The sequence below is a fragment of the Pelotomaculum isophthalicicum JI genome (assembly GCF_029478095.1).
Lineage (GTDB): Bacteria > Bacillota > Desulfotomaculia > Desulfotomaculales > Pelotomaculaceae > Pelotomaculum_D > Pelotomaculum_D isophthalicicum.
In genome coordinates this window covers 38,708-64,184 of the sequence record NZ_JAKOAV010000001.1, presented here as the reverse complement: position 1 = coordinate 64,184, position 25,477 = coordinate 38,708, and the positions used below count along the sequence as shown (strand labels likewise).

Annotated in this window: 21 protein-coding genes; all 21 read right to left on the bottom strand. The window is 44.3% G+C overall.

Going from position 1 to position 25,477, the window contains the following annotated elements:
• Window positions 1-8: 8 nt before the first annotated feature.
• On the bottom strand, window positions 9-1,430 hold the full coding sequence (gene purF / locus L7E55_RS00255; protein ID WP_277441949.1) for an amidophosphoribosyltransferase: 1,422 nt from the start codon (window positions 1,428-1,430) through the stop codon (window positions 9-11).
• 250 nt (window positions 1,431-1,680) lie between these two features.
• Window positions 1,681-3,006 carry a phosphoribosylaminoimidazolesuccinocarboxamide synthase gene (locus L7E55_RS00250; RefSeq protein WP_277441948.1) on the bottom strand — a complete coding sequence of 442 codons (1,326 nt, stop codon included), beginning with the start codon at window positions 3,004-3,006 and terminating at the stop codon, window positions 1,681-1,683.
• Window positions 3,007-3,033: 27 nt separating this feature from the next.
• The gene (gene purB / locus L7E55_RS00245; protein WP_277441947.1) at window positions 3,034-4,329 is read right to left on the bottom strand and encodes an adenylosuccinate lyase; all 1,296 of its coding nucleotides are present in this window, start codon (window positions 4,327-4,329) and stop codon (window positions 3,034-3,036) included.
• Between the two features lie 194 nt (window positions 4,330-4,523).
• On the bottom strand, window positions 4,524-5,045 hold the full coding sequence (gene purE, locus L7E55_RS00240; protein WP_277441946.1) for a 5-(carboxyamino)imidazole ribonucleotide mutase: 522 nt from the start codon (window positions 5,043-5,045) through the stop codon (window positions 4,524-4,526).
• Between the two features lie 134 nt (window positions 5,046-5,179).
• Entirely contained in the window at window positions 5,180-5,533 is a 354-nt protein-coding gene (locus L7E55_RS00235) for a DUF5615 family PIN-like protein (RefSeq protein ID WP_277441945.1), read from the bottom strand.
• Window positions 5,530-5,763, bottom strand: coding sequence for a DUF433 domain-containing protein (locus tag L7E55_RS00230; protein WP_277441944.1), 234 nt, complete (start codon window positions 5,761-5,763; stop codon window positions 5,530-5,532). Before L7E55_RS00230 ends, L7E55_RS00235 begins: the two co-directional genes overlap by 4 nt.
• A 307-nt stretch (window positions 5,764-6,070) precedes the next feature.
• Window positions 6,071-6,529 (bottom strand): VanZ family protein, encoded by a 459-nt coding sequence (locus L7E55_RS00225; RefSeq protein WP_277441943.1) that lies wholly within the window; start codon window positions 6,527-6,529, stop codon window positions 6,071-6,073.
• A gap of 174 nt (window positions 6,530-6,703) precedes the next feature.
• A complete protein-coding gene (locus L7E55_RS00220; protein ID WP_277441942.1) occupies window positions 6,704-7,843 on the bottom strand; it encodes a glycosyltransferase family 9 protein in 1,140 nt (379 codons plus the stop codon).
• Window positions 7,827-8,378, bottom strand: coding sequence for a D-glycero-alpha-D-manno-heptose-1,7-bisphosphate 7-phosphatase (locus L7E55_RS00215; RefSeq protein ID WP_277441941.1), 552 nt, complete (start codon window positions 8,376-8,378; stop codon window positions 7,827-7,829). The genes L7E55_RS00220 and L7E55_RS00215 overlap by 17 nt, the downstream gene beginning before the upstream one ends.
• A gap of 104 nt (window positions 8,379-8,482) precedes the next feature.
• On the bottom strand, window positions 8,483-9,955 hold the full coding sequence (gene hldE, locus L7E55_RS00210) for a bifunctional D-glycero-beta-D-manno-heptose-7-phosphate kinase/D-glycero-beta-D-manno-heptose 1-phosphate adenylyltransferase HldE (RefSeq protein WP_277441940.1): 1,473 nt from the start codon (window positions 9,953-9,955) through the stop codon (window positions 8,483-8,485).
• Window positions 9,948-10,514, bottom strand: a complete 567-nt coding sequence (locus L7E55_RS00205) for a D-sedoheptulose-7-phosphate isomerase (RefSeq protein WP_277441939.1) — start codon at window positions 10,512-10,514, stop codon at window positions 9,948-9,950. The genes hldE and L7E55_RS00205 overlap by 8 nt, the downstream gene beginning before the upstream one ends.
• A gap of 27 nt (window positions 10,515-10,541) precedes the next feature.
• Complete coding sequence (locus tag L7E55_RS00200; RefSeq protein ID WP_277441938.1) at window positions 10,542-11,672, bottom strand: glycosyltransferase family 9 protein; 1,131 nt, start codon at window positions 11,670-11,672, stop codon at window positions 10,542-10,544.
• Window positions 11,673-11,698: 26 nt separating this feature from the next.
• Entirely contained in the window at window positions 11,699-12,979 is a 1,281-nt protein-coding gene (locus L7E55_RS00195; protein ID WP_277441937.1) for an O-antigen ligase family protein, read from the bottom strand.
• A gap of 1 nt (window position 12,980) precedes the next feature.
• On the bottom strand, window positions 12,981-14,240 hold the full coding sequence (locus L7E55_RS00190; protein WP_277441936.1) for a GumK N-terminal domain-containing glycosyltransferase: 1,260 nt from the start codon (window positions 14,238-14,240) through the stop codon (window positions 12,981-12,983).
• Window positions 14,224-16,494, bottom strand: a complete 2,271-nt coding sequence (locus tag L7E55_RS00185) for an alginate lyase family protein (protein ID WP_277441935.1) — start codon at window positions 16,492-16,494, stop codon at window positions 14,224-14,226. Before L7E55_RS00185 ends, L7E55_RS00190 begins: the two co-directional genes overlap by 17 nt.
• On the bottom strand, window positions 16,481-18,007 hold the full coding sequence (locus tag L7E55_RS00180; protein WP_277441934.1) for a lipid II flippase MurJ: 1,527 nt from the start codon (window positions 18,005-18,007) through the stop codon (window positions 16,481-16,483). The genes L7E55_RS00185 and L7E55_RS00180 overlap by 14 nt, the downstream gene beginning before the upstream one ends.
• Window positions 17,977-19,080: a CapA family protein gene (locus L7E55_RS00175; RefSeq protein WP_277441933.1), complete on the bottom strand. Its 1,104-nt coding sequence runs from the start codon at window positions 19,078-19,080 to the stop codon at window positions 17,977-17,979. The genes L7E55_RS00180 and L7E55_RS00175 overlap by 31 nt, the downstream gene beginning before the upstream one ends.
• Window positions 19,077-20,579 (bottom strand): DUF362 domain-containing protein, encoded by a 1,503-nt coding sequence (locus tag L7E55_RS00170; RefSeq protein WP_277441931.1) that lies wholly within the window; start codon window positions 20,577-20,579, stop codon window positions 19,077-19,079. Before L7E55_RS00170 ends, L7E55_RS00175 begins: the two co-directional genes overlap by 4 nt.
• 94 nt (window positions 20,580-20,673) lie before the next feature.
• Window positions 20,674-22,050, bottom strand: coding sequence for a phenylacetate--CoA ligase family protein (locus L7E55_RS00165; RefSeq protein WP_277441930.1), 1,377 nt, complete (start codon window positions 22,048-22,050; stop codon window positions 20,674-20,676).
• 63 nt (window positions 22,051-22,113) lie between these two features.
• Complete coding sequence (locus L7E55_RS00160; RefSeq protein WP_277441929.1) at window positions 22,114-24,258, bottom strand: bi-domain-containing oxidoreductase; 2,145 nt, start codon at window positions 24,256-24,258, stop codon at window positions 22,114-22,116.
• Between the two features lie 11 nt (window positions 24,259-24,269).
• Window positions 24,270-25,463 carry a UDP-N-acetyl-D-mannosamine dehydrogenase gene (gene wecC / locus L7E55_RS00155; protein WP_277441928.1) on the bottom strand — a complete coding sequence of 398 codons (1,194 nt, stop codon included), beginning with the start codon at window positions 25,461-25,463 and terminating at the stop codon, window positions 24,270-24,272.
• Between the last annotated feature and the right edge of the window lie 14 nt (window positions 25,464-25,477).

Sequence of the window (25,477 nt, the reverse complement as noted above, 5' to 3'; positions counted from 1 at the left end):
TTGATGGTTCACTCAAGGATAAACTTGTCCTGCTCGCAAGCCTTCGGGATTTCCACAGGGTAATTGCCGCTGAAACAGCCGGTGCAAAAATTATCCCTTTCCTCCCCGAAAACATTCAGCAGTCCTTCCAAGCTCAGATAATGAAGACCGTCCGCGCCGATAAACTCCCTGATCCCTCGCAGGGGTTTCCGGCAGGCAATCAATTCATCCTCTCTCGAGATGTCAATACCGTAAAAACAAGGTCTAATCACCGGCGGGGAACTGATGCAGAAGTGGACTCCTTTCACGCCGCACTCCCGCAGCATGTTGACAATTTTGCCGCTGGTAGTGCCCCGGACGATTGAATCGTCCACCATGACCACCCGCTTGCCGTCCAGCACGTCCCGGATGGGATTCAGCTTGAGCCTCACCCCCAGGTCCCGGATGCTCTGGCTGGGCTGAATGAAGGTGCGCCCGATGTACCGGTTTTTCATCAGGCCTTCTTCAAAAGGAATACCCGATTCGGCTGCGAAACCCCTGGCGGCGGCAATACCTGAATCGGGTACGGGAATCACCATGTCGGCCTCGACCGGGTACTCCCTGGCAAGCTGGCGTCCCATTTCCCGGCGCACCTTGTTGATGTTAAAGCCGTCCATGCAGCTGTCGGCCCGGGCAAAATAGATGTATTCAAAAATACAGTGCGCCCTTCTGCCGTTTTGAAAAATCATGTGGCTAGTCAAGCCGTTCTCATCAATGACAATGATTTCACCGGGCTTCACGTCCCGGATCAGCTCCGCCCCGACAGTGTCCAGGGCACAGGACTCGGACGCCAGAATATACGCGTTGCCGCGCCGGCCCAGGCACAAGGGCCGGATGCCGTGCGGATCGCGGACTCCAATCAGTTTTTTCCCGGTAAGGATCAACAAAGAATACGCGCCCTTAATGTCGGCCATACTCTTTCTAATGGCGTCAACAAGGCTGTCCTGGCTGTACTTGGCTATAAGGCTGACAATAATTTCGCTGTCGGTGGTGGATTGAAATACCGACCCGGCGGAATACAACAGGGAACGGAGTTCGGCAGTATTGGTCAGGTTGCCGTTGTGGGCCAGCCCGAGCATGCCTCTCGAGGAATGATAGACAAACGGCTGGGCGTTAAGCGGGTTGTTGGTGCCGGTCGTGGAATAACGCACATGGCCAATGGCCAAATGTCCATGGAAACCGTTCAGTTTTTCATGGTTGAACACCTCGGAAACCAGACCCATGTCTTTTTGAAGATAAATCTTCCTTCCGTCGGCCACGGCAATGCCGGCGCTTTCCTGCCCCCGGTGCTGCAGGGCGTACAGGCCGTAGTAAGTGAGCCTGGCCACGTCAAGACCAGGGCCGTAGATACCGAAGATGCCGCACTCCTCCCTGGGTTTATCCCCTTCCGGGGCTTCACCCGGGCCGTTCATGTATCCCTCCACCATTTTCCTCTCCACTCCCCACAGTCATTAAAATTAATTATTCAAGTACTCAGGAGTCAGGAGTCAGTATTCAGAATATTAAAAGATGCTAAACACATTCACTCATTCCAACTCCTGGCTTCCGACCTCTTTTTCCTTTCTACTGTCCCCTGAATTTTATCTCCTGAATTCTGACTCCTGTTTCTCTATCTCCTGACTCCTTGCTTCTTTCTCCCTATTCTTTACTCCTGACTACTGACTACTGACTCCTGACTACTGTCTCTTCTCCCATTCCGTTCAGCTTGTCATACTCTTCCAAAACACCGTTCGCGTCATAGTAGCCGATTTCTTTCAGACCGATTTCATTATATTTTTCAATAGTGCTGTCCAAGGTAGCCTGTCCATAAATATACGCGATCAAAGTATTAAATTTATCTTCCTGAATATCGATAAATCTCCGGTCGACTTGCGGCGTACCCGGATAATAGCCTTCCGCCTGCCCGGCCCGCAAATGCTCGAGGAAAGACTTGCCGGACTTCAGCGCCGCCGCTTTCGCCGACTTCGTAGCCTCGAACCACTGGGAATGCATGATTTTATAATAATCCCTCATCGACTGTTTATTGAAGTTGACAAAGTAATCTTTATTATTATAATTCGCTTTGGTGGTCACCCTGATCGAGTCGGTGTCAATGGTGTCGACAAAAACCAGCTTATCTCCGTCCCTGGCGATTTCCCACTTCAGGTCCCATAAAAACAAGCCGATTTTCCTAAAGAATTCCGAAACCAGAATCGCTCCCAAAATACACATTTTAATTATATCTAACAGCTTTTTTCCACTGCTCCCGCTGACATGCAGGGCTTCCTGCAATTTCAGACTCCTATCCTCAGGCTCATACTTGGTGGTGAAATCCACCACCGGTTTGGCGAATAGCGTCCAGGGAACCAGCTCCTCCCGCAGTCCAAGCTCTTTAAGATAATTTTTTCTTTCCGCGTCATTCATGTTCAGGTAATTTCTATAAATGGAAGAACCCGAGGTCAACCCGATACGCACAATGTTTTCCAGAGGGACGACAAATTTATCCGCGCCGTAGTACTCGCTGTAGTCCCACAAATGATTGTCATTGTAGGAAACGCGGGACGGCTTGATAATTTTATACTTTTTGACTAAAACATACTGGCTCGGATGCGGGGGAAACGATTTCCTGTACACTTCACCGGTATCCCGGTCAATCATGCCCAGGTGGTGAGTGTCCGCCCCCCTCAGCCGGAAATCCTCCAGCGGGCCTTCACTTAAAAATGCCAAGAATTCCTTGTCCCGCGCGTACTTCCGGCAGATGTGACCATATATATTTTCCCATTCCTCAGGCGTTTCCAGCAGGGAATATATTTTGTGCCTTAACGCCGTCCGGCAGATGTCGCTGTTCGGAATGGAAAAAATAGTTCCGACATCAAATACCGACCCGCCCGGCATGGTTTTGCAAACCATCCACTCAGGATGCTCTTCTAAAAAATACAGCTCCTGCACTGAACCGTTGTAGTCCGGCTTGCGCAGTCTGGATAAATCAATCACTGTCTTTTCACTCATCGGAACCATTCACCCCAATTTTTATTCTCACAAACCAAACCGTTGATAAACATCATCCACATGCTTCAAGTGGTAGTTATAATCAAACAGTTCGTCTATTTCCTTCTCACTGAGCAGGGCGGTTACCTCGCCGTCTTTCAGCAGCAAATCCCGGAAACTCGCCCCGGTGCGCCAGGACTGCATGGCGTTGCGCTGCACCAGCTCGTAGGCGCGCTCCCGGCTGAGGCCCTTTTCCTCCACCAGGGCCAGCAGCACACGCTGGGAAAAAATCAGCCCGTGCGTGCGCTCGACATTGCGCAGCATGTTTTCCGGGTAGACCAGCAGATTGGTGATGATGCCGGTGAGTTTCACCAGCATGTAGTCCAGCGTGATGGTGCTGTCGGGGATGATCACCCGCTCCACCGAAGAGTGGGAGATATCCCGCTCGTTCCAGAGCGGCACGTTTTCCATGGCCACCAGCGCGTTGCCGCGCAGGAGGCGGGCCAGCCCGGAGATGCGCTCCCCGGTGATCGGGTTGCGCTTGTGCGGCATGGCCGAGGAGCCCTTTTGGCCCTTTTTGAAAAACTCCTCCACTTCCAGGATGTCGGTGCGCTGGAGACTGCGCAGTTCGGTGGCGAACTTGTCCAGGGAGCTGCCGATCACCGCGATGGTGGTCAGGTACTCCGCGTGGCGGTCCCGCTGCAGCACCTGGGTGGACACCATGGCCGGCCGCAGGCCCAGCCGGGCGCAGACATGCGCCTCCACCCGCGGGCTGATGTTGGCGTACGTCCCGACCGCGCCGGAGATCTTGCCCACGCTGATAGTTTCCACCGCCCGCTCCATCCGCTGGATGTTGCGGTCAGTCTCGGCCACCCAGAGCAGCATCTTCAGGCCGAAGGTAATCGGCTCGGCATGGATGCCGTGCGTGCGCCCGATCATGATCGTGTTCCGGTGCTCCCTGGCCTTTTCCAGCAGCGCCTCCCGCAGTTGCTTCAGCCTGCCCACGATATGCAGGCCGGCCTCTTTCATTAAAACGGCCATGGACGTATCCAGCACGTCCGAGGAAGTCAGCCCCAGGTGGATGTACTTGGAAGCCTCGCCGACATATTCGCCCACATTAGTGGTAAAAGCTATCACATCGTGGTCGACCACCGCTTCAATCTCCGCGATGCGTCGCACGTTGAAGTCAGCCTTTTCCTTGATTTCCGCCAGCGCTTCCGCGGGGACCTGCCCCAGTTCAGCCATAGCCTCGCAAGCATATATCTCCACGTCGAGCCACTTGCGGAACTTGTTTTCTTCCGACCAGATCCGCGCCATCTCCGGCAGCGTGTAACGTTCAATCATTCTTAACGCCTCCAATGGATTAGGAGTCAGTAGTCAGGAGTCAGTAGTCAGAATAAAAGAACTCGATCCTGAATTCTGAATGCCTAAATAGTACTTATAATTGTTAGGAGCTAGTAGTCAGAATAAAAGAACGTTTTATCGCCTTGAAATATTCTGAATTCTGACTCCTGAATTCTGAATACCTGATTAATATCCTACCCTAACTTATTAAGATATCCCTCTACTCCCAGTTCCGCTAAAAGCGCGTCTTTCTCCTTAACCTGGCGGGCAAGTTTTTCTTTGAAAGCAACCACGCGCCGGCGAACTTCAGGATTGGCGGCGCCAATAATCTGCGCCGCCAGGATCCCGGCGTTTTTCGCGCCGTTGATGCCCACAGTCGCCACCGGCACCCCGGAGGGCATCTGGACGATAGCGTAAAGAGCGTCAACCCCGTTCAACGCGCCGGATTTAACCGGCACCCCAATCACCGGCAAAGGGGTGTGCGCGGCCATGACACCCGGCAGGTGAGCGGCCCCGCCCGCGCCGGCGATAATCACCGCCAGCCCCCGCTCCGCGGCCGTCCGGGCGTAATCAGCCGTTTTGTCCGGCACCCGGTGGGCGGAAGCTATCACCACCTCACTGGCGACGCCCAGTTCGTCCAGGACAGCGGCGGCATCCTTCATAACAGGCAGGTCGGAGTCACTGCCCATGACAATTCCGACTAATATTTTCTGCATTAACAATACTCCTCAAAAATCTTGTGAAAATAAAAACACGGGCTAATAAAGCAATAACGCCCGTTCGTTAATGACGGGCTGGACACTTTCTCTTGAATTCATATTAACAAATCTTAACGAAAAATGTCAATATGTTACCGCTCTCCTGACCACACGCTTTTTACATTATCCCTCATCACAACCAATTGCCCCGGCCACTCATCGACCATAAATTGATTAATAGATATCATCACGCGCTCATGGATTTTTTGCTTGTTAGGCTGTCGAAGACACACTATTAAAATACCGTAATGATGTTCATACCTGTAACTTGCAAATCCTCTGTCTGTGGTGATAAATAAACACTTTCGACGCTGGACGATTCTCCACAGTTTCTCATCAGACATGCCTTCTTTTGAGGTTCCCCGGTTATCAAAAACGTTATGTCCCATCCTTCGTAAAGATTGAACAGTCACTAAGGGAATATTTTCATCCACATAAATATTCATATTCTGTTCATAGCCTCAATGGGTGTAAAGCTTTCTTCGGCAAGCAAGGCAGCGTAATAAAGACAAGCAAGAATATCTTCTCTTTCAAGTGACGGATATTCACCTAATAGTTCTTCAATGGTATCCCCATTGGCCATCATCTTAATAATCTGATGTACGGGGATACGGGTACCTTTGACACAGGCCTGACCATGACAAATAGCCGGGTCTATTAAAATACGGTCAATCATCAAAACACACCCCCGCTCCAAAACACGATTTACAATTTATCATGCCAGAATAGTCGTTATAAAAACGCTAGCTTAACAATTATTATAGCAGAATGTATTCAAAGTGTATATTTCCTTTTCATCTAAGTGTTTTTATGACCACAGTGGTTTAGCTTGACTTAATCCTCAAAATAGAAACTCATACCGATATTTGTAGATCTCGTTTACAGCCATATCGGTGAATATTTCTCGTGTTTCCCCCGCGTATTCAAGGGTATATGTTCGCCCGTCTGCTGCCTGTCGTAGGGGAGCAGGTGGTACCTCAGATCTATCCGTTGGTATATGGCTTCGTAAACAGGGTGAAGATAAAAAACCCAGCCAGGTCCACCAGCACGTCCAGCGGCCTGCCGGTGCGCCCCGGAACGCTCATCTGGTTCTGTTCATCCAAAACCGCGACCAGAAACACAAACAACCCCGCAGCAATCCAACGCCGGCATCCCTTCAAGCCGGCTGCCGCAAGAGCCCCGTCAATAGCCAGCCCGAGCAGCCCGTACACAACAAAGTGCGCCCCCTTGCGCAGCCAGAACTGGATAAAATCTTCAGGATTCAGGCGGTTGTCCACAATTTCCCCGCCGTAAGAAAAGCTCACCGGCGGCAGATCCCGCACCTTTTGCACAATCCTGCCGTGCCGGCCGATTTCCGCCCGCAAGTCCTGCGCGGAGAAAGGCTGCGCGGAAAAATAAAAGATGGCCGCAAGACAGGCCAGAACCAAAAGCCACCGCCGCATAAAACACAACCCCGTTTTTCTTTTGTTTGCAACCCGGCCCGATTAAGCCAGCCAGAATTTCATCAAAATAAGCTATTTACCACGTTACTCCAGGGAAACCTGATTATCATTTCTGAAACGCCTTACCTTTATGACAGCGTTCAGATATTAGCCCGAATTGATCAGGCTACCATTTCATCCGTTCCTACTTAATATACCCTTCGCAGCCAGCAGCACCTCTTCAACCGTTATTGTCTCCATGCAGCCACCATCTTCACACCCATACTCAAAACCGAGGCTAATACACGGCGAGCATTCAATCTTTGGCTTGATGACGACAGCTTTATCGCTCACCGGCCCCCAGCGCAAAGGTGAGGTTGGCCCATGCAGGGCTACCAGATCAATTCCTACTACTGCTCCCATGTGCATTATACCTGTATTGACAGTTATCAATAATGAAGACTTTTTTAATATTCCAGCTACTTCATTTAGGGAAAGCTTCCCCGCTAAAACGGAACATTCCCCTCCACCTTTCTCTATCTCCCTCGCTATATATTCAGCCCTACCTATATCTTCTTTTCCCCCACTGATAAAGATCTTGCATCCCTCTTTTATCAATTGCATACCAATTTCCACCCAGTTCTCCAAAGGCCATTCTTTCAAGTAACTTTTTGAGCCACCAGGAAAGGGGTGCATTACCACGCTACGCCTACCGTCTTCCAATACCCAGGCAGTGTTTTGTAAAAGACTATTTTTTATCAAAAATGCAGGTTTAAAATTTTTTATGTCTATATCAACAGCACGTAACAACTTACGGTAGTTTTCTATTTCATGAGTATCATCCATATGATTCACGCTTATATCGTATACATAATGCCTGAACATATTTTTCCTTCTAAAACCTACTTTAAGTTCAGCCCTGGCAAAGTACGAAATCAAGCTGTTAATCCTAGCCCATGGCGCAAAATCAAACAGAATATCGAATTCATCCAGCGCTGCTATAGACCTCAACGACTCCAGTGGCCTAGACATGTTAAACAAAACAACTTCATCAATACCGGGCAAATACCTAGCACATTGGCAATTATTACTTGAACAAACCAGCGTTATTTTGGAACAGGGAAAGCTATCTTTTAATTCACATACAACGGCAGAAAGAAGAATTGTATCTCCTATGCCAGCAGTCTTCAACAAAATAAATTTTAGCTTGTTTTTATTTTTTATAACTTCAAAATTAAATTTTTTCTTTTTTTTCGTTAAGCCGAGTATAAAAATAAGCGGGATACCTATAAACTTATCAAAAAACTTTAAGATTTTATTACCACGTTCTCTCAAAAGCATACCCCCTCCGCTTTACCAAAAGATTCTTTATAAAAACAAACAGATCGGAACCTTTAAACAAATACCCCGGCAACCCGGCACCGATCGCAGCCTCAAGATCACTCCTCTTATCGCCCACCAGAAAAGATCCACTCTTGTCCACCGGCCATTCTTCCATCGCTTGCAGAAGCAATCCAGGCGCTGGCTTGCGGCAACCACAGACCTTCCGATAGGGTATTGACGTAGCATTCGGGTGGTGAGGACAGTAATAAAAAGCATCAACATGGGCGCCGCATGCACCAAGCTCCTGGTTCATCCAGCAATGCAAGGCAACAATGTCAGCTTCCTTGAAGTACCCCCGTGCTATGCCGCTCTGGTTTGTCACCACAAAAACCAGGTAGCCCGCTTCGTTCAACAGCTTCACCGCATCCTTCGCCCCAGCCACCCACACAAAATCCTCCCAGCGAAATACATAGCCGGTATCTACATTAAGTACACCGTCGCGGTCCATAAAGGCCGCGGGTTTTAATACACGACCAAGAGAAATCAATACAAATACCCGCCATTCTTTCCAAAGGTACTGACAGTAATCAGCCATGGCATATTTTAATTGTCAATAAGTATGTTTTTAGCTAATAAAACTTTATCACTAGCCTATCGCATATTCATTACAATGATATTTTCAATTATCTTGCTGGTAGAATACCCGTCTTCAAATGGGACGATTTCTACTTTGCCGGCATATTCCCGCCCTACTACTTCTTCCACCTGGTAATCGCCTCCCTTTACTAGAATGTCCGGCCTCATGGCGCAAACCAATTCTGAAGGAGTGTCTTCATTAAAAAGAACAATGCAGTCGACACATTCCAGGGCAGCCAGGAGTCTGGCCCTGTCCATTTCACTGTTGACAGGCCTTGCAAAGCCTTTTATGCGCTGGACCGAATCGTCGGTATTGAGCCCGACCACCAGCCGGTCACCCAATTTTTTGGCTTTTTCCAGATAAATAACGTGTCCTGCGTGTAAAATGTCAAAACACCCATTGGTAAAAACGATCTTTTGCCCTTTCTTCCGCCAGCCTTCCACCAGATTTACGGCTTCGGAAAACCCGGCAATTTTGCTGCTAAGCCCAGAGACGCTGCAAGCCTGCTGTACAGCGTTCATCAGTTCGGCCCTGGACACGGCATAAGTTCCAATCTTGCTCACCGCGACGCCGGCCGCAAGGTTGGCCAGGTGCGCCGCGTCCACCGGGTCGAGCCCGCCAGCCGCTGCAGCAATCAAAACTGCAGCAACCGTGTCGCCGGCGCCGGAAACATCGTAAACCTCCTGCGCCCGCGTTAATATATGCATAACTTCTTTACTGTTGACTAAGCTCAAACCTTTTTCCGACCTGGTTACAACGATATTTTTCAACCCATACCGTCCACGGGCCAAGACCGCACACCGCTCTACCGCCTTATCATCGTTCGCCAGGCTTTGAGACACTGCTTCACCCAGTTCCTTTAAGTTGGGAGTAATGAAGGTCGCCCCTCTATACTTATCCCAATCAGTCCCTTTGGGATCGACCAGTACAGGAACTCCCCTTTTAGAGCATTCCCCCACTACATACTGACACAGGCCGATTGTACAGACCCCCTTGGCATAATCAGAAATCACCAGGGCGTGTACCCCCGAAGCCATAGCTGCATCAATCCACTCAATCAGTTTTTGTTCCACTTCATTATCCAACTGGCCTGTTTCTTCAAAGTCCAACCGTACCACCTGCTGGTGGGCACCGAACACCCTTAATTTAGTGGTAGTCAGCCTGCTGGAAAAAACCAACCCCCTGCAATCAATACCCCGCTCATCCAACAGATGTATCAGATACCTCCCATTCTCGTCGTCTCCTGCAATGCCGCCCAATAACACCCTGCAGCCCAGAAGAGAAAGGTTATGGGCAACATTTGCCGCGCCACCAAGGGATGCACGCTCCTCCAGAACCCGCGTTATCGGCACCGGAGCCTCCGGGGAAATGCGACTCACTTCACCGAAATAATACTTGTCCAGCATCACGTCACCCAACACCAATACTTTATATTCTTGAATTTCTTCGCTTAAAAAAGTTGTTACTTTTTTTAAATTATTAAACACCGTCCGCCACCTCATCAACCATTTCACATACTATATGTCCAATCAAGATATGGGCTTCTTGGATTCTGGCTGTCACATCAGACGGCACTTTAACGCACAGGTCGCAGATATTACCCAGCTTTCCTCCATGCCTACCAGTCAAGCCCACCGTCCGTGCACCTTTTTCTTTAGCTAACTGAATAGCTCTGACCACATTTGGACTGTTACCCGAAGTGGAAATGCCCACCACCAGGTCGCCAGGCCTTACAAGGGCATCCACCTGCCTTGCAAATATTTCCTCAAAGCCGTAATCATTACTTATTGCCGTAAGTATGGAAGTATCCGTTGTTAAAGCTACAGCGGGTAAAGCTCCTCGCTGACTTTTAAAACGGCCGACCAGTTCTGCCGCAAGGTGCTGGCAATCAGCTGCACTACCACCATTGCCGAGAAGGTAGATAGTATTGCCTAGCATAATAGTTTTTTGGCAATAAGATCCGAATAGTTCAATATCGCGCATGGTAACTTCTATTAAAGCATTAATAATTGAAATATGTTCTTTTATAATTTTATTACTAATCATATACCCATATCCCCCCAAAAAACTAAATTAATTTTTTTCTATCATTTCATTAACTGCTTGAAAAACTCTGTCAATATTTATTTGCATCATACATATATTATTTATACAATTTAGCTTTCCACATCCATCTTCACCACTGCAGGAGGGTTTATTTTTAATGATTATTATTTGATCAGGATAAAGAGAAAATGGACCCCATCTCAACTTATTTGTTGTGCCGCTATAAATTCCGACAACACGTTTACCTAATAATGCAGCTATATGCACAAATGCAGATTCTAATCCAAGAAAATAACTACTTTTACGTACGATATCAATTGATTCTAAAAGATTAGTTTTTCCAATTAAAACTGTAGTATTTGGTATATATTTGATATCAGCAAATTGCGCAGGTGTTAAATCATTTTTTACCCCAAGCACAATGACATGAATATATTTAGAAACTTTTTTAATTAGTTCAATAAAATTTTCAATAGGCCATTGTCTTGCTTGGGCAGCAGTAGAGATATGAATCAATAAATAATTTTTAGGAAGTTTTAATCTGCAATCAATATAAGGAATATTATCCTTATTCCAATAATCAATAGGATTTTCATTTATATCAAATTCCAGTAACAATTTATTAAAAGTTTCAGATATATGCCCATGCCATGGATAATCCAATCTTTTACTTAATAAGAATCCACAGCCACCTTCGGCATAACCAACAAGATATTTATATTTTGATGCAAAATAAACCGATATTAAATTACGAATATCTCCACGCAAATCAAAAATAAGATCAGCATTTATCTTGGAAAGTTGTTTTACAAAGGAAAATAAGTTATTATTATTTTTATTTCTTGCAAAATATGGCGCATCTACCTCTATCACATCATCTATAAATGAACATTTTTTTGCCAATAAAGCATTTGTACTATTAACAACAAAAATTATTTTTGAACTTATTTTTTGATGCAATAAATTGGCAAAAGGTAATGTTAAAATAAAATCTCCTATATGGGCAAGTTGTAAAATAGCTACACTTTTTACAGAAGAATAATCTATTCTATTCTTATTTTTATTAAAAATTTTATAACCGATTTTATCAATTCTTGAAATAAAGCGCATATATCGTTTATTATTTTGATTTATGAACCTATAATTTATACTTACCAATTTATACACCTCTTTTAACCAACTACTTACATGGATTCTTTTAATTTCAATGTTGATTTGCTTGATAGAGGCACAATAGTTTGTGATAATGGTTCATTAATTAAATATCCCAATAACATATAAAATATTATGCCTTGTTTACCGCTGAATGGCATATTAAACATTGCCATCGCAAAAAAACTTACTATTATACCATATCCAAATAACTTAAAATTATTTTTAATTTTAGATAATCGCATTATAATAAATAGTATAAATATTAAAAACAAAATTAAGCCAACTATACCGTAAGCCAAATAAAAGGCAAGAAAATTATTATGTGGACCTATATATCCCTTGTATTCTGAAGCTGAAGGAGTTATTCTACCTGGTCCTATACCGAAAAATTCTTTAGTAGCTATATCTTTAGATATTTTCCATTGTAAATTATTCCTTTCCAATATTGCAGCATCTTCATTATATTTTAAAAATAAACCATTTATTAATCGTTGGTATGCATACTTTGTATATTCATTATTTAATAAAAAATCAATATTATAATTTATAAAAGTAAATATTGTTAATACCATAAAACAAACTATAATAAAATTTTTAAACTTTAAAACATCTTTGAATTTCCATATAATTAACACTATTAAAAACATTATTATTGGACTTCTTTCAAATGAGAATGTTAAAAACAAAATTGACAATATAAAATTTATAATAAAAATCCGCTTATTAACTATAACATTATAATTTAGCAAAAGAAACAATGGAATCATTGAAACAAATACTTGATATTCTATAGAAGAATTCATCATTCCAAAAAAGCGCAAAAGATTCCCTTGGTATATATTAACAACACCATTAGCAATACATAATTCACTATAATTCACATCCCAGGGCAAAAAATAAAAATATCCAGTATAAAAACAAACTTCTTGAATTATACCATATGCAATAAAAAATAAATATAATATATTTAAATAATTAATTGCTGTAAGTTTATTTTCAGTAAAAAACATTCCAATTCCCAAACATAAAAGCGGAACAATAAAATCTTTTATAGTTAATAAATTTGCAGAAAAATCAAATGATGTATCAAAAATATATATAGCAAAGAATAAAACAATAAATAATTGAAAAATTATAATTTTATTCAAGAAATACTTTCTTAAGGAGTAAATTAATAACAAAAGAAATGATAAATAAAATAGCGCATTTAAATTGTAACCAATAATTCTACTAATAAAATTTGAGTATAACAAGAAAAACAAAAAAATAAATATAAGCATATTATTTATAATTATTATTTTAATTCTCATTTCATAGATCTCCTAAAATTTTAATGAGATTATCTATTCTTTTCACCCAATTTTGTCGTTTTGCATAATTTATATAATCTATTTTATTATTTGAAATAAAATGGAGTTCCAAGAGGTTTTTTACAAAATCTTCTTTTGAATTACATAAAATTGCTGGGCTCCCTAATTTTTTTATTTCTTGCCATTCTACAGACACTACCGGGAGGCCGCAGGCCATATATTCATAAAGCTTTAAAGGATGAATACTATTTACCAAATCTGCATGACCTTTTACATCAAAAGGTATTATGCCTACATCGCTGTTATATAAATAGGGCGGTAGTTCGTCATATTTACGTGGCCCCAACAAATGGATGTTTTGAAGCAATTGCAGTTTTTTTCGCGCCAATTCGGCAGGACCAATTAAGACAAAAGAAATATTAGGCAACTCTCGAGCCGCTTCACTTACTAAATCATAATCAAACCATAAATCCATAGCTCCTACATAAATAGCTATAGGCCTTGGTATATTCCTGTAATCTGGAGGCATTGCCCGTGAACCGCCGGCAAAGTGTTCAAAATTAACGCCGTTTGGTACATGAAACATTTTTTTTGGTCGCAATGATTTAACATATTCTTCTAGATTATGCGCAGAATAAATAACAGCATCTACCTTTTGAGCCAGTCTTGTTTCCATCACCCTGGCCGCAGAGGTATATTTTCTGAAACCGGAATTTTTATCAGCTATACGCAAAATAGAATTTTTATGATTAATCTTATCAAGCCAGAAATACTGATTTATACTATCAAAGTAAAGCAGGTCCACTTCTTCAAATCCAGCATTTTTTATCTTTTTTACCAGATTGGGAACAGTAAACTTATACCAGTTTTTAGCAACAAATTGTGAACGAAGAAATGGCTTATTATGTGGAGTAAACATCGCAAAAGGAATATACGTCCATAATTTTCCTTCCAAATAGTTTTTCCCGCCAGTACCGTATATCTTAAACCTTTTCTTTAAATCTTCCAAATTCCCACCTAACAAATGAACAGGTGATATTGGATCGGAAATAAAAGCAACATCCCAACCAGCTTCTACAAAACCTTTAGCGATATGATGGCTTCCTACCTGAAATGGCGATGTCCAGTAATTTCCCACAGCCATTAATACTTTTTTCCTGTTAGCTTTTTGGGGCCAATCTTTATTCATTAACATATATTCTTCTAATCTCGATCTTTCTTGAATTATTCTTCTTAAACTTTTTTTAATTATTTTTTTCAATTAACAAACCATAACCATTTGAATAAGACTTTGCTGTTTCACCTGGAGAAAACGCATTAAAATCGTAAATATAAACGCCTTCTTTTTCAATCATTATTAACCGCGTCACACATTTACCAAAGCCAAAATGGCGACCTGTAAAGCCATCCTTATTAAAATAAAGGCATTCTGCCCTGGCCCGGTCTTTTAATTGAAAAAGTCCACTCATTCCGGGAAACCACTCGTTTTGCTCTTTTCCCGGCACTTGAGGCGTAAAATGAGCTGCAGTGGACCGGAAATGATTACGCCTTTCAGGCATGGGTGTGTAAAGGTAAGTTCCCGGATCACGGATGATATCTTTGCCATCTATGTTCAGTTCAATGCTCAACTGGTCGTTGTGGGCGTGGCCGCCGTTACCTTTTTGGCCGAGAGAGCCGCATCGTACAGCCAGGTACAACCGCTGCGAGCGGTAAAGATAAAAACCGAAGCCGGGGTACGAAATTATTTCCAAGTCCTGCGTCAGAGGCGGACCGGGACGTTCCGCTCCAAAAAAAGTTATCACAGGCTCCCCGTATTCGCTCTTCAGTTGTTCCAAGCAGGCTTCCAGGGATATGCAATCACCTGCCGTCCTGCCTTCAGCAGCAGGGTGAGGCCGCCCCGGGTCGACATGATACGAAGGCACATAAATATCTCTTAACCAGTTCTGCACCAACTGTACCTCTGGATTACTCATTTCTATTAAATTAATGAGGTCAGATCGCCGGAAAAGCACCCCTGCCACTCCGGTGATATGTCTGTGGTCCAGAATATTCTCTTCCCAGTAAACAGCGTCTGGCGGCAGATTATTGTAGTTCTCCAGATTTTTGTATTTTCTAACAGCTTCTCTTACTGTCATTTTCCGGTAAGACGGCCATATTTTCAAAAAACGGCCGTTGTCGTTATCGCCCACCTGTGGGACTTCTCCATTTGGTTTCGTGATATGCAAGGTAAATTCGGCGGCTTTCTCCAGTCTCTCCCAGAACCAGGGCGGAAAAAGCAAAGGGTCGTCTACATTATATAATTGCTCGTGATATGGCTTCAGCCTCGGCCTCACCTTGTGGCCCGCTGTTTCATAATTTTTCAATGCCTCCCTTTTCCCCGGGGGCAGGGTAACGCACAGGATGGAGCCGTATAACATCATTTCCGTCGACAAGCGGTGGTAGCTTGTGGACGCTTCAAAATTGCTTCCATCCGGGTTAAACTGGTAATCCATCTCGGATATCAGTTCCTGTACGGCAAAGGCCAGCCAGCGGTCTGTTTCTTCAGTGCGGGGCAGGTAAGCTGCCACAAACAGCAGGCCGGTAATATTGGCCAGGTAATGATTGGCGTGCAGTTCGGGAGTATACTCCAGATTATCTATTATGTGCCTGCCATGATCATATACGGAATGCTGAAACACTTCAAGAAATTCATTATCAAATTTTGCCCCAAAAGCATGCAGCATGTCGTATGCCACCAGCCAGTTGGCCGCCCTGATGGCCACGTCCATGGTACAGTGCCAGTTTACGCCGAAACGGGGCGGGTTGGAGGCTATGAAATCCAGCACCTGGTTGCGAAATTCACGGACGTACAATTCAGGAGGCAGGAATTCAGCCTGGCCCGTTGGCCCGTAGCGCGCAGTGTTTTTTTGCAAGGCATAGGCCCAGGCAAATAACGGCAGGTGCTGCATTCTGGCCAGTTCCCAGGGCACTTTGACATCCACGCCCGGTTTATGTCCATAACGGATGTCCTTGTACCAGGTGGACTCGTCCCAGCGGTAACCGGACTTAAAGTCAAGGTGCCAGTCAATGGGTACATAATAGTCGTCAACAAGACTCCAGATACGTTGAGATTCTTTTGAGTTTGTCGTATTAATCCGGCCTTCCAGCCATCTTCCTTCTTTATCCGCAAAAATTGCTTTACTCATCTCGTAACGATAATTTTCGAGCCCGCGGCAATTCATCCCATGTTTCACCTGAACCCATCCAGAACCAAGCAGGTCAAAACTGTGATTCAAATAAAGCTCCACCAGTGAAATTACTGTCTCTCTGTACGGTTCTAAACGACTGACTGAAATTCCAGTCAAATATTGATACAACTTACCTTTAACAATATTTTTATCAAAAGTAATACAGAGTTGGTCAAAGTAACGCTGTCTTCTCTCCATCAACCTGCGTTTCATCAAACGAACCACTTTTACGGCAAGAACTTTGGGAGGAAGGGATACTATTTTCTTGCAATAATTAAGCAAATTCATATTTCAAGACCTTGCGCACAATGATAAAAGCAAACAGCCCCGATACAACGGCACCAACAATAAAAGCTGCAACTGAAGAAAGAAATTGGTAAAACAGATAAAAAGAGAGCATTCTGTCTAAAACATTTGCGGTTATCCGTGCCGCGCAACCCCCAAGCAGGCTTCCAACCGTTATGCCAAGATAAGCGATAACATCATTTTTTGATAAGACCGGTTGACGAAGGGAATATCTTAATAGAAGCTCGCCGGCAAAAACTAAAATGAGCCACTCGGCGAAAAAAATAACTGGTATTGCTATGAAACCCCATATTCTTGCGCAAAACCACAATACCGGCAGGAGCATAAAGAGAGTAGCTGCTTCAATGGCAAGTCGTCCCCACACCCTTCCAACAGCCCAGGTTGCATTGCCTATGAGACCGTTTATGCTCACCCAGGGTGCCATTATTGAAAAAAGCGACAAACATACGGGTGCGAAATATGCAATTGACGGTTCTACATAAACAGTGCTGTTGGTTATCATGTTCATTATGCTGGCTGCCACGCCAGCCAAAGGCCAGGCAAGAACATTCATCACCAAAAATATCTGTCCCGCTCTCTTCCGGGTAAGGCCGATAAAACCTTCGCTTCCAAACCTGCTCTCGCGGGCGATATCAGGATAAGCTGCCGTAGATATACTGCTGCCTGCCAGATATAATAAATTCGCGAGCTTCTGAACTAAAACCAGTAGCGTTACCCCACCGGGCAATGTAGTAGTGGCAACGGCGCGGATAACAAACCCCCATGCTTCTCCTTCACAGCGTGCAAATAGAACGGGGACGGCGCCTTTTGTTATCTCAACCGCTTCTAACCGGGTAGCCCATACCTCATAAAGCAGGGGTCGCCCTGTAACCGCCAAGGTGATTAAGACAAGGAAAATGCAAGCCGAAAAAGAACCGGCCAATACACCCCAAGCAAGCGAATATATCCCATAAATATCCACTAACGCAACTGCAGCTATAAAAGGCCCCAACATAAAAAATACGCGTCCTAAAGAAGCAGCCGCAAAAAAATTGCAAGCCTGCAGCATTGCTATGGCTACTCCTCCGGTTCCTTGAAGCATGATTGCTGGAGCCATGATAGACAATGCTTTTCCTGCCACTTTTACCCCTTCTTCCGTCAAGCCGGGGCCGAGAAATGCAGCGAGTGAAATATTCGTTACAATAACAATTAAGGCTGCTATTGACAATATGACCGCGCTCAATAAAGCAAACATCCAGCAAAGATTACGCCCGTATGGGGAAAGCCCCTCTTTGTCGACGACACGGGGCAGTAAAACAAGCAAGGCAAGCGACATAACAATACCGCCGACAACATCCGGTATCACGTAAGCAACAAAAAAACCATCCGTTACCCCGCTCACACCAATCTTCCGCACAACCAGAACCTGTGTGCCCAAACCTAACAGACCTGTTATAACCTGTGCCGACGCAACAAAGAAACTGTTTACCGCAAGCTTTTTTTGAACCCATCCCATTCGGCACATGCCTCATTCATCCTGTCAAAGTTGATTTTATATAGTGCTTTCCACCATCTACCGGACAATATAATTTTAATTAAATCTTTTACCACCGTTCGATAGCCATATTTTTGGATCCTCCACTTAATAGCGGCGCATGTTTGCGGCAGCCACACACAGGCGTCTATTTCAGCCCATTTTTTATGAATTTCTGCAATTTCCTCACAACTTATATTTGATATTATTCTTTGTGACCATTCATATGTGCTTTTATGTAAAACATCTTTATTTCCATCCGGTAGTATCCTTCGCTCAAAAGCAGTTAATAAATTATTAAGACCTATTGTTTCCATTCTACTAATGGTAAGCGCCAGCGCGCGCTTTGAAACATTCCTTTGGCGGTTTTCAGGACTGGTCAAGTCCCAGTTGCCGAGACCCCAGGCAATAAAGACACCGCCTTTCACGGTAAAAGGCGCCGGCGCGTGGGAGTGTGACCAGCAGATAATATCCACCCGGCATTCTCTTAATAAATGCAACGTCTCTCTAAACTGGTGTGGATCCGGAAATGACACGTATTCAGTGCCGCCGTGTAAATAAGCGATGCGCAGCACATCTTCAGGGGCTTTTTTCAAAGCATTCGCCACATCTTTAATTGAAGATATGTAGAATGAACCAATAGAAAGACCTTTGCCCATACCAGCAGCGATCCTCATTTTAAAAGGTTCTTTCAAGTCAACAAATGTATGGTTCGCAGAAGGTGTCTTCAGCCCTATGGGAGAAATATCTATTTTATTGAGAATTGTTAATGTTTCGGCGATTCCCCGCTTCCCAAAATCCATAATGTGATTGTTGGCGCATGATACTACTTTCAAGTTATATTTTTTTAGCCTTTCGGCCCGGGATGGATCGATACGAAAAACCGTTCTCTTTTTATATTTCGGCCCTGTCCCATAAGAACATATCGGAGCCTCTAAACAAGCAATTACAAAACTCATTGAACCTAAACAATCTAAAATATCTTTATCACATTTTTGAGGGCCATAATGAAGCGCCAAGTCTCCAACAATTGCTATTTCTGCCGTTTTATTCACCTACCTAACCTATCTTGAGATATTTCGATATGTCCTGTCCAGCCGGGATGTGGTTTAAAGCCAAAAACCGGATCATCCCAATGATCGTCAAAAAAATGTCGCCCTTTAATAATTAATCCGTTTAATATGATATTGATATCTTCAGCTGAACAAGGTAAAATCTTACTGCCTTCTTTAAAAATCATGCTAAATTGTTTTATCTTTTTTATATCAAAACCCATTAATCTGGCTGTAACCAAATCAACCGCTAGAGGATTCCGCCCCGCAACCAAACAACCACATCGCTTAACATCAGGAGCTAATGGACCGTTATTTTCACCACCTGCTATCCCATCAACAACGCAAAAAAAGTTGCGTTGTATTTTATCGCAGAGATTGCCTTGAGAATCTGCAAAAAAAAGTATCTTGGCAAGGTCGGCAGTCATGCGCCAAGCCGTATCATTGCCATGCCAGTTTCCTCCATCATACATTGCTATGGAGTTATCTACATGCATAAACGGTTTGATAAAAAACCTGTACAATGATAACACCCATTTATACATTGAATCGCCCATCTTATTTTGCTTGGCGAGCGCGTGATCATATAGCCAGCGCTGTATTTTTATTAATAACAGGTCATCTGCTTTAAGGTTATTTGGGAGCTGATCTCCGCCTTCACCTGCTGTACCTACCCTGTAATGAATTAAATAGTTTTTATTAGTGTTAATCCCGACAAGACCTTTCAGATTTAAAGTAACCCCGACTTTTTTATGCACCTTCATTTTAGGAACGGAAATAATAACATCCGCGGACAAAACCGTTTCAGATACGCAGTATTCATGTATCTCTCCTTGATGGTGCCTTATTGTTTCATTTCGATTATAGTCGGCACCATAATAATTTTCACTTGGAAGGCCATAAAATTCACTTTCTCTGCCGAGATTAATTATCACGCTGCCTTGAGGATCGCCGGGAAGCTCTTTTCTATTCTCAGAATAAGCCGGTTTCGAAGGATCAATTAATGCAAAATTTCTAAGATCATATAGTTCTATCTCAAAACTGAATTTTCGACGATAGAAAGTCTGGATAGTATCCAGTCTCTGAGCTGCCATCAACTGTTCCCAGTCGCAATCCATCTGCGGAGCGTCGGCAACTATTATTCGCCCGGTTCCTTTTAAAGCAATATAAATATAATCAATCAACGCACGTATGATTGACGGATGAGTTACCACAGCAAACAAATCGCCACCGCTTAGATTAGAGCTTAAAACAAAGTTCGGCTTGATTAAAACAGTCTGGCCCAGCCGGATAATTGCGCCGAGCGGGTTCCAATGAGGAGTACCATAATGCTCTTTATCAAGGCCAAGTTTTAAAAATAACTGTCTCAAAAGATGATATGGGAAATTTGGGTATTTCGACGTTTCTGAAAAAGGAACCTCAGGGTAGGAAACATACGGATGATATGGTGCTTCATTATTATAGGCTGGAATTGTAACACCAACAGCAATTTGTTCCCTCATTTACGCCATTCCTTATATCTAAAATTTCCACTTAATTCTAAAAACAAAATCTTTTACAGCTTTTATAAAATTGTCAACTATTCAAATTCACTACTCAAATATAGCGATCCAATTCACAAATAATCCATTTAAACTTTCCAGATGAGCCCCGTGCAAAATCATCCACCTGTTCAAATCTTAGTATCATATTTTTACCGAAAAGATAATATAGTCCGGTTTCTATTTGTTCAAGATCGTTTTTCAATAAAAATTCATTACTTAAAGAAATCGTATATCGTATTAAAATTTCGTTCCTTTCTTTTTGGAAAAACTGTATCTCTCGAATGCTCTTTAAACCTTTTAGTGGATAGGTCACAATTGCAGGCGCAATCCAGCCATTTTCAGGGCTATATAGAAAATCTTCAGCACGGCCACCTAATTTTATTAATCTAGGAGTATACGGCCTATGGCAATCAGGACAAATATCAAAGTCGGATTCGAGAACAGCATCCGTCATCCGATATCGTACAAAACCATTAATCGTATTAAATAAATTTGTACCTATTATTTCATAAGTATGTTCATCTATTTCGACTAACGAATATTGCGGGAAGATATGATATTCTTGCCGGTACTCACACCAACCTGCAAGTACAGTGCGCTCAGCACAACCATAATGAGAAAATATTTTTGTATTTGGAAATGCTTCTTGAATTTGACTTAATTGCCATTTATGTACCATTTCTGAAGCCAGTAAGATTGCTTTAGGTTGTGGAAAATTAATGCTATAATCGCAAATTTCTTTTGCCAGCAAATAAATGGCACTTGGATAGCCGTGATAATAATCTACTTCATTTTTTATAATTTCACTTGAAATGTATTTTAAATATTCATGCTTAAGGTGCAATATTGAAACGCGAATCATATTTTGTTCGGGGAAAAAATCTATAATTTTGTTATTTTGAGTTAATCCTCTAAACTCTGCCCGGCGTGATTTAACGGGATCATAACCAACTCGCTTCCATTGATGACAGATAGCTGCCCATTCCCGGGCATTATCTTTTTTAAGATGATAAAACTGTAATGCCATCCCTGTTGTACCTGAAGTCTGGCTTTTTATAATAGCTTTCTTATTTGCGCTCTTTGATAAAATATAATTAAAATTATTCCTAAACTCTTCACGAGACAAATCCGGAACAATTGAGCGAAACTTATCGATTGAATCCAACTGATTAATATTAAGTCCTGACAGTCTATCTCGATAAAACTCACTGTTTTGAACTAGTTCATTAAGTAAAAGTTTAAGAGCTTCTAATTGGTACTCCAAAATCTGCTCCTGGGACCAAGATTCAGTCACCTCAAAAAAAGCGTACCAATCCCAAAAGTCTTTGCCGAATCTTATAGATAAAGGGGCAATGTTTATTAGATTTCTTACAAGGTTTTCGATCTTAGAATATTTTTTTATAAAAATTTTAAGCGACTGACCGGGCATGGTATACCTTCTTAATAAGAATAATTATATAAACCAACTATAAGTTTATTTTTTTTAATCACGTTAAAATACTGCCATAAATGTTATTTCCGTCGTCTGCACCAAGTCCCAAAGCTCAATGGGCCACCTGCCGCCCCCGGAAGCCAGGCATTCGTAAAGCGCCTCCAATTCTTCCAGCTGGCCCTTTTCGCTGACAGAACTTTTTAAATCATGTACTTTCAACCCGTATCCCTTAATACCTTTATAATCATCAATGATAATAGACTTTTCGTCAAAATGAATCTCCATGGTTTCCTTTGGTAACTGCTTTGAACCTACAGCGAAATATTCCAGCGTGGCCACGGAGCCATCCACATATTCCAGGGTAATAACCTTATTGTCTGAGGAACTGAGGCTGTCTGTGTTTGGAGACAGGCTGCTCACAGCCACGGAGCGCACGGCGCAGCCGGTGAAAAATGTAAACAGGTCGATTATGTGACAGGCCTCGCCTATGATGCGACCGCCGCCTTCTTCAGTATGCACCCAATGATCCAAAGGGATGTAACCGGCATTCATGCGGTAATGCATGAACAGGGGGTTGATACGCCTGCCAGTGTGTTTTTTTGCCTCCCGCGCGTATTTTGAAAAGCGGCGGTTGAACCCGACCGTCAAAAGCGGCTTGCCGTCTGCGCCGCCGGCATAAAATTCCTTGATCCGGTTTAGTTCGGCTTGGTTTAAGGCCAGCGGTTTTTCCACAAAAACATGCTTGCCCGCCTGCAGGGTCTGCATGACCAGATCAGTATGATTATTATGTCGTGTGCAAATAATTACCAAGTCTATATCCTGATCACTAAAAATATCGGCCGGATCGGTGGTGCTGTAGCCGGCCTGGAACCGCCCGGCCACCGCTTTTGCCGTATAGCCGGTGCGGCTGCATACCGCCTGCAGGCGGTATTTGCCTTTGAGTTTCTGCATATTGGGCAAGTGCATGCCGGAGGCAAAACTGCCGGCGCCGATCAGGCCCACTCTTATTTCACCTTCACGCTGTGATGTCCGTACTCGCGGCGCTGCGGTTTTGCGAAACCGACCGGCTTCGTCTGCAAGGCTGTCGGATGGTTGGCCGTATTCCAGCAGCACGATTAAAGGGCGCTGAGGCGAATTTAAAGATTCATAGGCTTTTTGCACTTCCGCAATAGGGTAAACAGCTTCAATTATGGGCTTCACGTCTACTATGCCGGCATCCAGCAACCGCAGGTACTCTTCCATGTTGCGGCCCTCCGTCCAGCGCACGTAAGCGTAAGGGTAGTCCAGGCCTTTCAGTTCGTATTGCTCGTCATAACGGCCCGGCCCGTAAGAGGTGGAAATAAGAAAATCGATCTCCTTTTTATATATGTCGTCGCGGTTTAGTTCCTTGCCGTAAACCCCCACCATCACCAGACGCCCCTTGCGGCGGGTCAGAGTGAATGCCTGGGATAGGACTGCCGGGTCGGTGACGGCGGCGGTAAAAATCACGGCGTCAGCGCCGTGCCCGCCGGTAAGATGAAGGACTTGCTTGACAACATCCTCCTCATTAGGATTTAAAATCAATTCGGCGCCAAAGCGGCCGGCCAGCACCAGGCGGCGCTGATCGATATCCACCCCTACGCACCGGCCGCCGGCGGCCCTGACCATCTGCAGGGCAAGCTGTCCCAGGATGCCCAGGCCAAAGATGACCACGAATTCCCCCAGTTGGACTTGCACGCGCCGCACTCCTTGCATGGCTATACTGCCCAGGGCGACGGTGGCAGCTTCTCCGTACTCCACTCCCGGTGGAATTTTCACCGCCAGGTTGCGGGGCGCCGAAATATATTCGGCGTGATTGGCGATACCCGCGCCGGCGCAAGCCACCCTGTCGCCTGTTTTAAAATCGTTAATGCGCCGGCCTGAAGCCACAACAACACCTGCCACGGAATAGCCTGTGGGACTGCCGGCATCAAGCTTTTCTTTCAACCTGGCCATGGTGCGGCCCACACCCTCGCGTCCGGCCATTTCCAGAACCTGCTTCACCTTGTCCGGTTTTTCCAGGGCTTTTTTAACCAGGGACCTCCCGGCCTCCTGGAGGCTGCTGATCTCAGTGCCTGCAGATATGCATGAATAAACAGCTTTTACCAGGACACTGTCCTCCTGCACCTGCGGCACGGGAACTTCTTCCGGATATATCTTACCTTTTTTGATTATTGCCTGCAGCACAATTATCCACCTCAGCCGGCGAAACAAATGACATTTTCTGCCGCCTTATTTACAACGCCACTGTATGCTGAATGCAGCACGTTAACAATGATCAAATCACTTTCCCGCAATACACTGGATAATGTATGATTCTTAATCCCCGCCACGAAATCGCTATTTATATTCGGTTCATTGGCCAGAACCCGGTAGCCTCTGTCAATCAACTGTCTGGCTATCTTTAAAGCCGCGCTCTCCCTGGTGTCGTCCGTATCAGGCTTATATGAGAGGCCAAGGCAACCAAGCACCGGAGGCCTGCCTCGTTTTTCTTTAAAGTCGCCGGCCATAGCCTCGATCTTCTCCACAACCCAGGAAGGCTTAAAATCGTTAATTTCCCTGGCCGTTTTAATAATCCTGACTTCTTCCGGAAACTGGCTCACCAAGAACCAGGGATCGACGGCAATGCAATGCCCTCCCACACCGCAGCCGGGATTCAAAATATTCACCCGCGGGTGCCGGTTGGCCAGGCTGAGCAATTCCCACACATTTACGCCGGCCTTGTCGCATAAAATGGAAAGCTCATTGGCAAAGGCGATATTGATGTCACGGTAGGCGTTTTCCACCAACTTGCACATCTCGGCAGTCTTGGCGTCTGTCTGAAATACGCTTCCTTTAACAAAAACGGCGTAAAATTCAGCCGCCTTTTTTGCCGATATTTCATTAATACCGCCCACGATCCGGTCGTTATGTTCTAATTCATATAAAATCCGGCCGGGCAAAACCCGCTCCGGACAGTAGGCAATGAATAGACTGCCCGCGAGATCCGGCCTGCGATAGAATATGCGGCCAGCCAGCCTGTCCGTAATACCCACCGGGCAGGTGGATTCGATTATAAGCAAGTTTTCTTTCTCTAAAAAAGGAATAACACTCTCAACCGCCTTATCGACGAATGTAACATCCGGCCTGTTGCCTTCCGTTACCGGTGTCGGCACTGCTATGATAAAAACGTCGGCCTTTTGCGGCACCGCGCCAGCCGTTAAAAAACCGTTTGTCACAGCCTTTTGCACTAATCCGTCCAGGTCACGCTCGACAATATGCACTTCGCCACGGGTAATCTTTTCTACTACGCCCTGGTTTATATCTACACCATAAACTTTTATACCGTTGGATGCTATTAGCGCTGCCGTAGGCAGCCCGATATAGCCCAGGCCAATGATCGAAACGTTCATTTTTCCCCCCGTGT

Coding starts and splice junctions, on each gene's coding strand:
- purF (WP_277441949.1), bottom strand. CDS start 1,430: ATGAACGGCCCGGGTGAAGCCCCGGAAGGGGATAAACCCAGGGAGGAG.
- L7E55_RS00250 (WP_277441948.1), bottom strand. CDS start 3,006: ATGAGTGAAAAGACAGTGATTGATTTATCCAGACTGCGCAAGCCGGAC.
- purB (WP_277441947.1), bottom strand. CDS start 4,329: ATGATTGAACGTTACACGCTGCCGGAGATGGCGCGGATCTGGTCGGAA.
- purE (WP_277441946.1), bottom strand. CDS start 5,045: ATGCAGAAAATATTAGTCGGAATTGTCATGGGCAGTGACTCCGACCTG.
- L7E55_RS00235 (WP_277441945.1), bottom strand. CDS start 5,533: ATGAATATTTATGTGGATGAAAATATTCCCTTAGTGACTGTTCAATCT.
- L7E55_RS00230 (WP_277441944.1), bottom strand. CDS start 5,763: ATGATTGACCGTATTTTAATAGACCCGGCTATTTGTCATGGTCAGGCC.
- L7E55_RS00225 (WP_277441943.1), bottom strand. CDS start 6,529: ATGCGGCGGTGGCTTTTGGTTCTGGCCTGTCTTGCGGCCATCTTTTAT.
- L7E55_RS00205 (WP_277441939.1), bottom strand. CDS start 10,514: ATGATTAGTAATAAAATTATAAAAGAACATATTTCAATTATTAATGCT.
- L7E55_RS00195 (WP_277441937.1), bottom strand. CDS start 12,979: ATGAGAATTAAAATAATAATTATAAATAATATGCTTATATTTATTTTT.
- L7E55_RS00185 (WP_277441935.1), bottom strand. CDS start 16,494: ATGAATTTGCTTAATTATTGCAAGAAAATAGTATCCCTTCCTCCCAAA.
- L7E55_RS00180 (WP_277441934.1), bottom strand. CDS start 18,007: ATGGGATGGGTTCAAAAAAAGCTTGCGGTAAACAGTTTCTTTGTTGCG.
- L7E55_RS00170 (WP_277441931.1), bottom strand. CDS start 20,579: ATGAGGGAACAAATTGCTGTTGGTGTTACAATTCCAGCCTATAATAAT.
- L7E55_RS00165 (WP_277441930.1), bottom strand. CDS start 22,050: ATGCCCGGTCAGTCGCTTAAAATTTTTATAAAAAAATATTCTAAGATC.
- wecC (WP_277441928.1), bottom strand. CDS start 25,463: ATGAACGTTTCGATCATTGGCCTGGGCTATATCGGGCTGCCTACGGCA.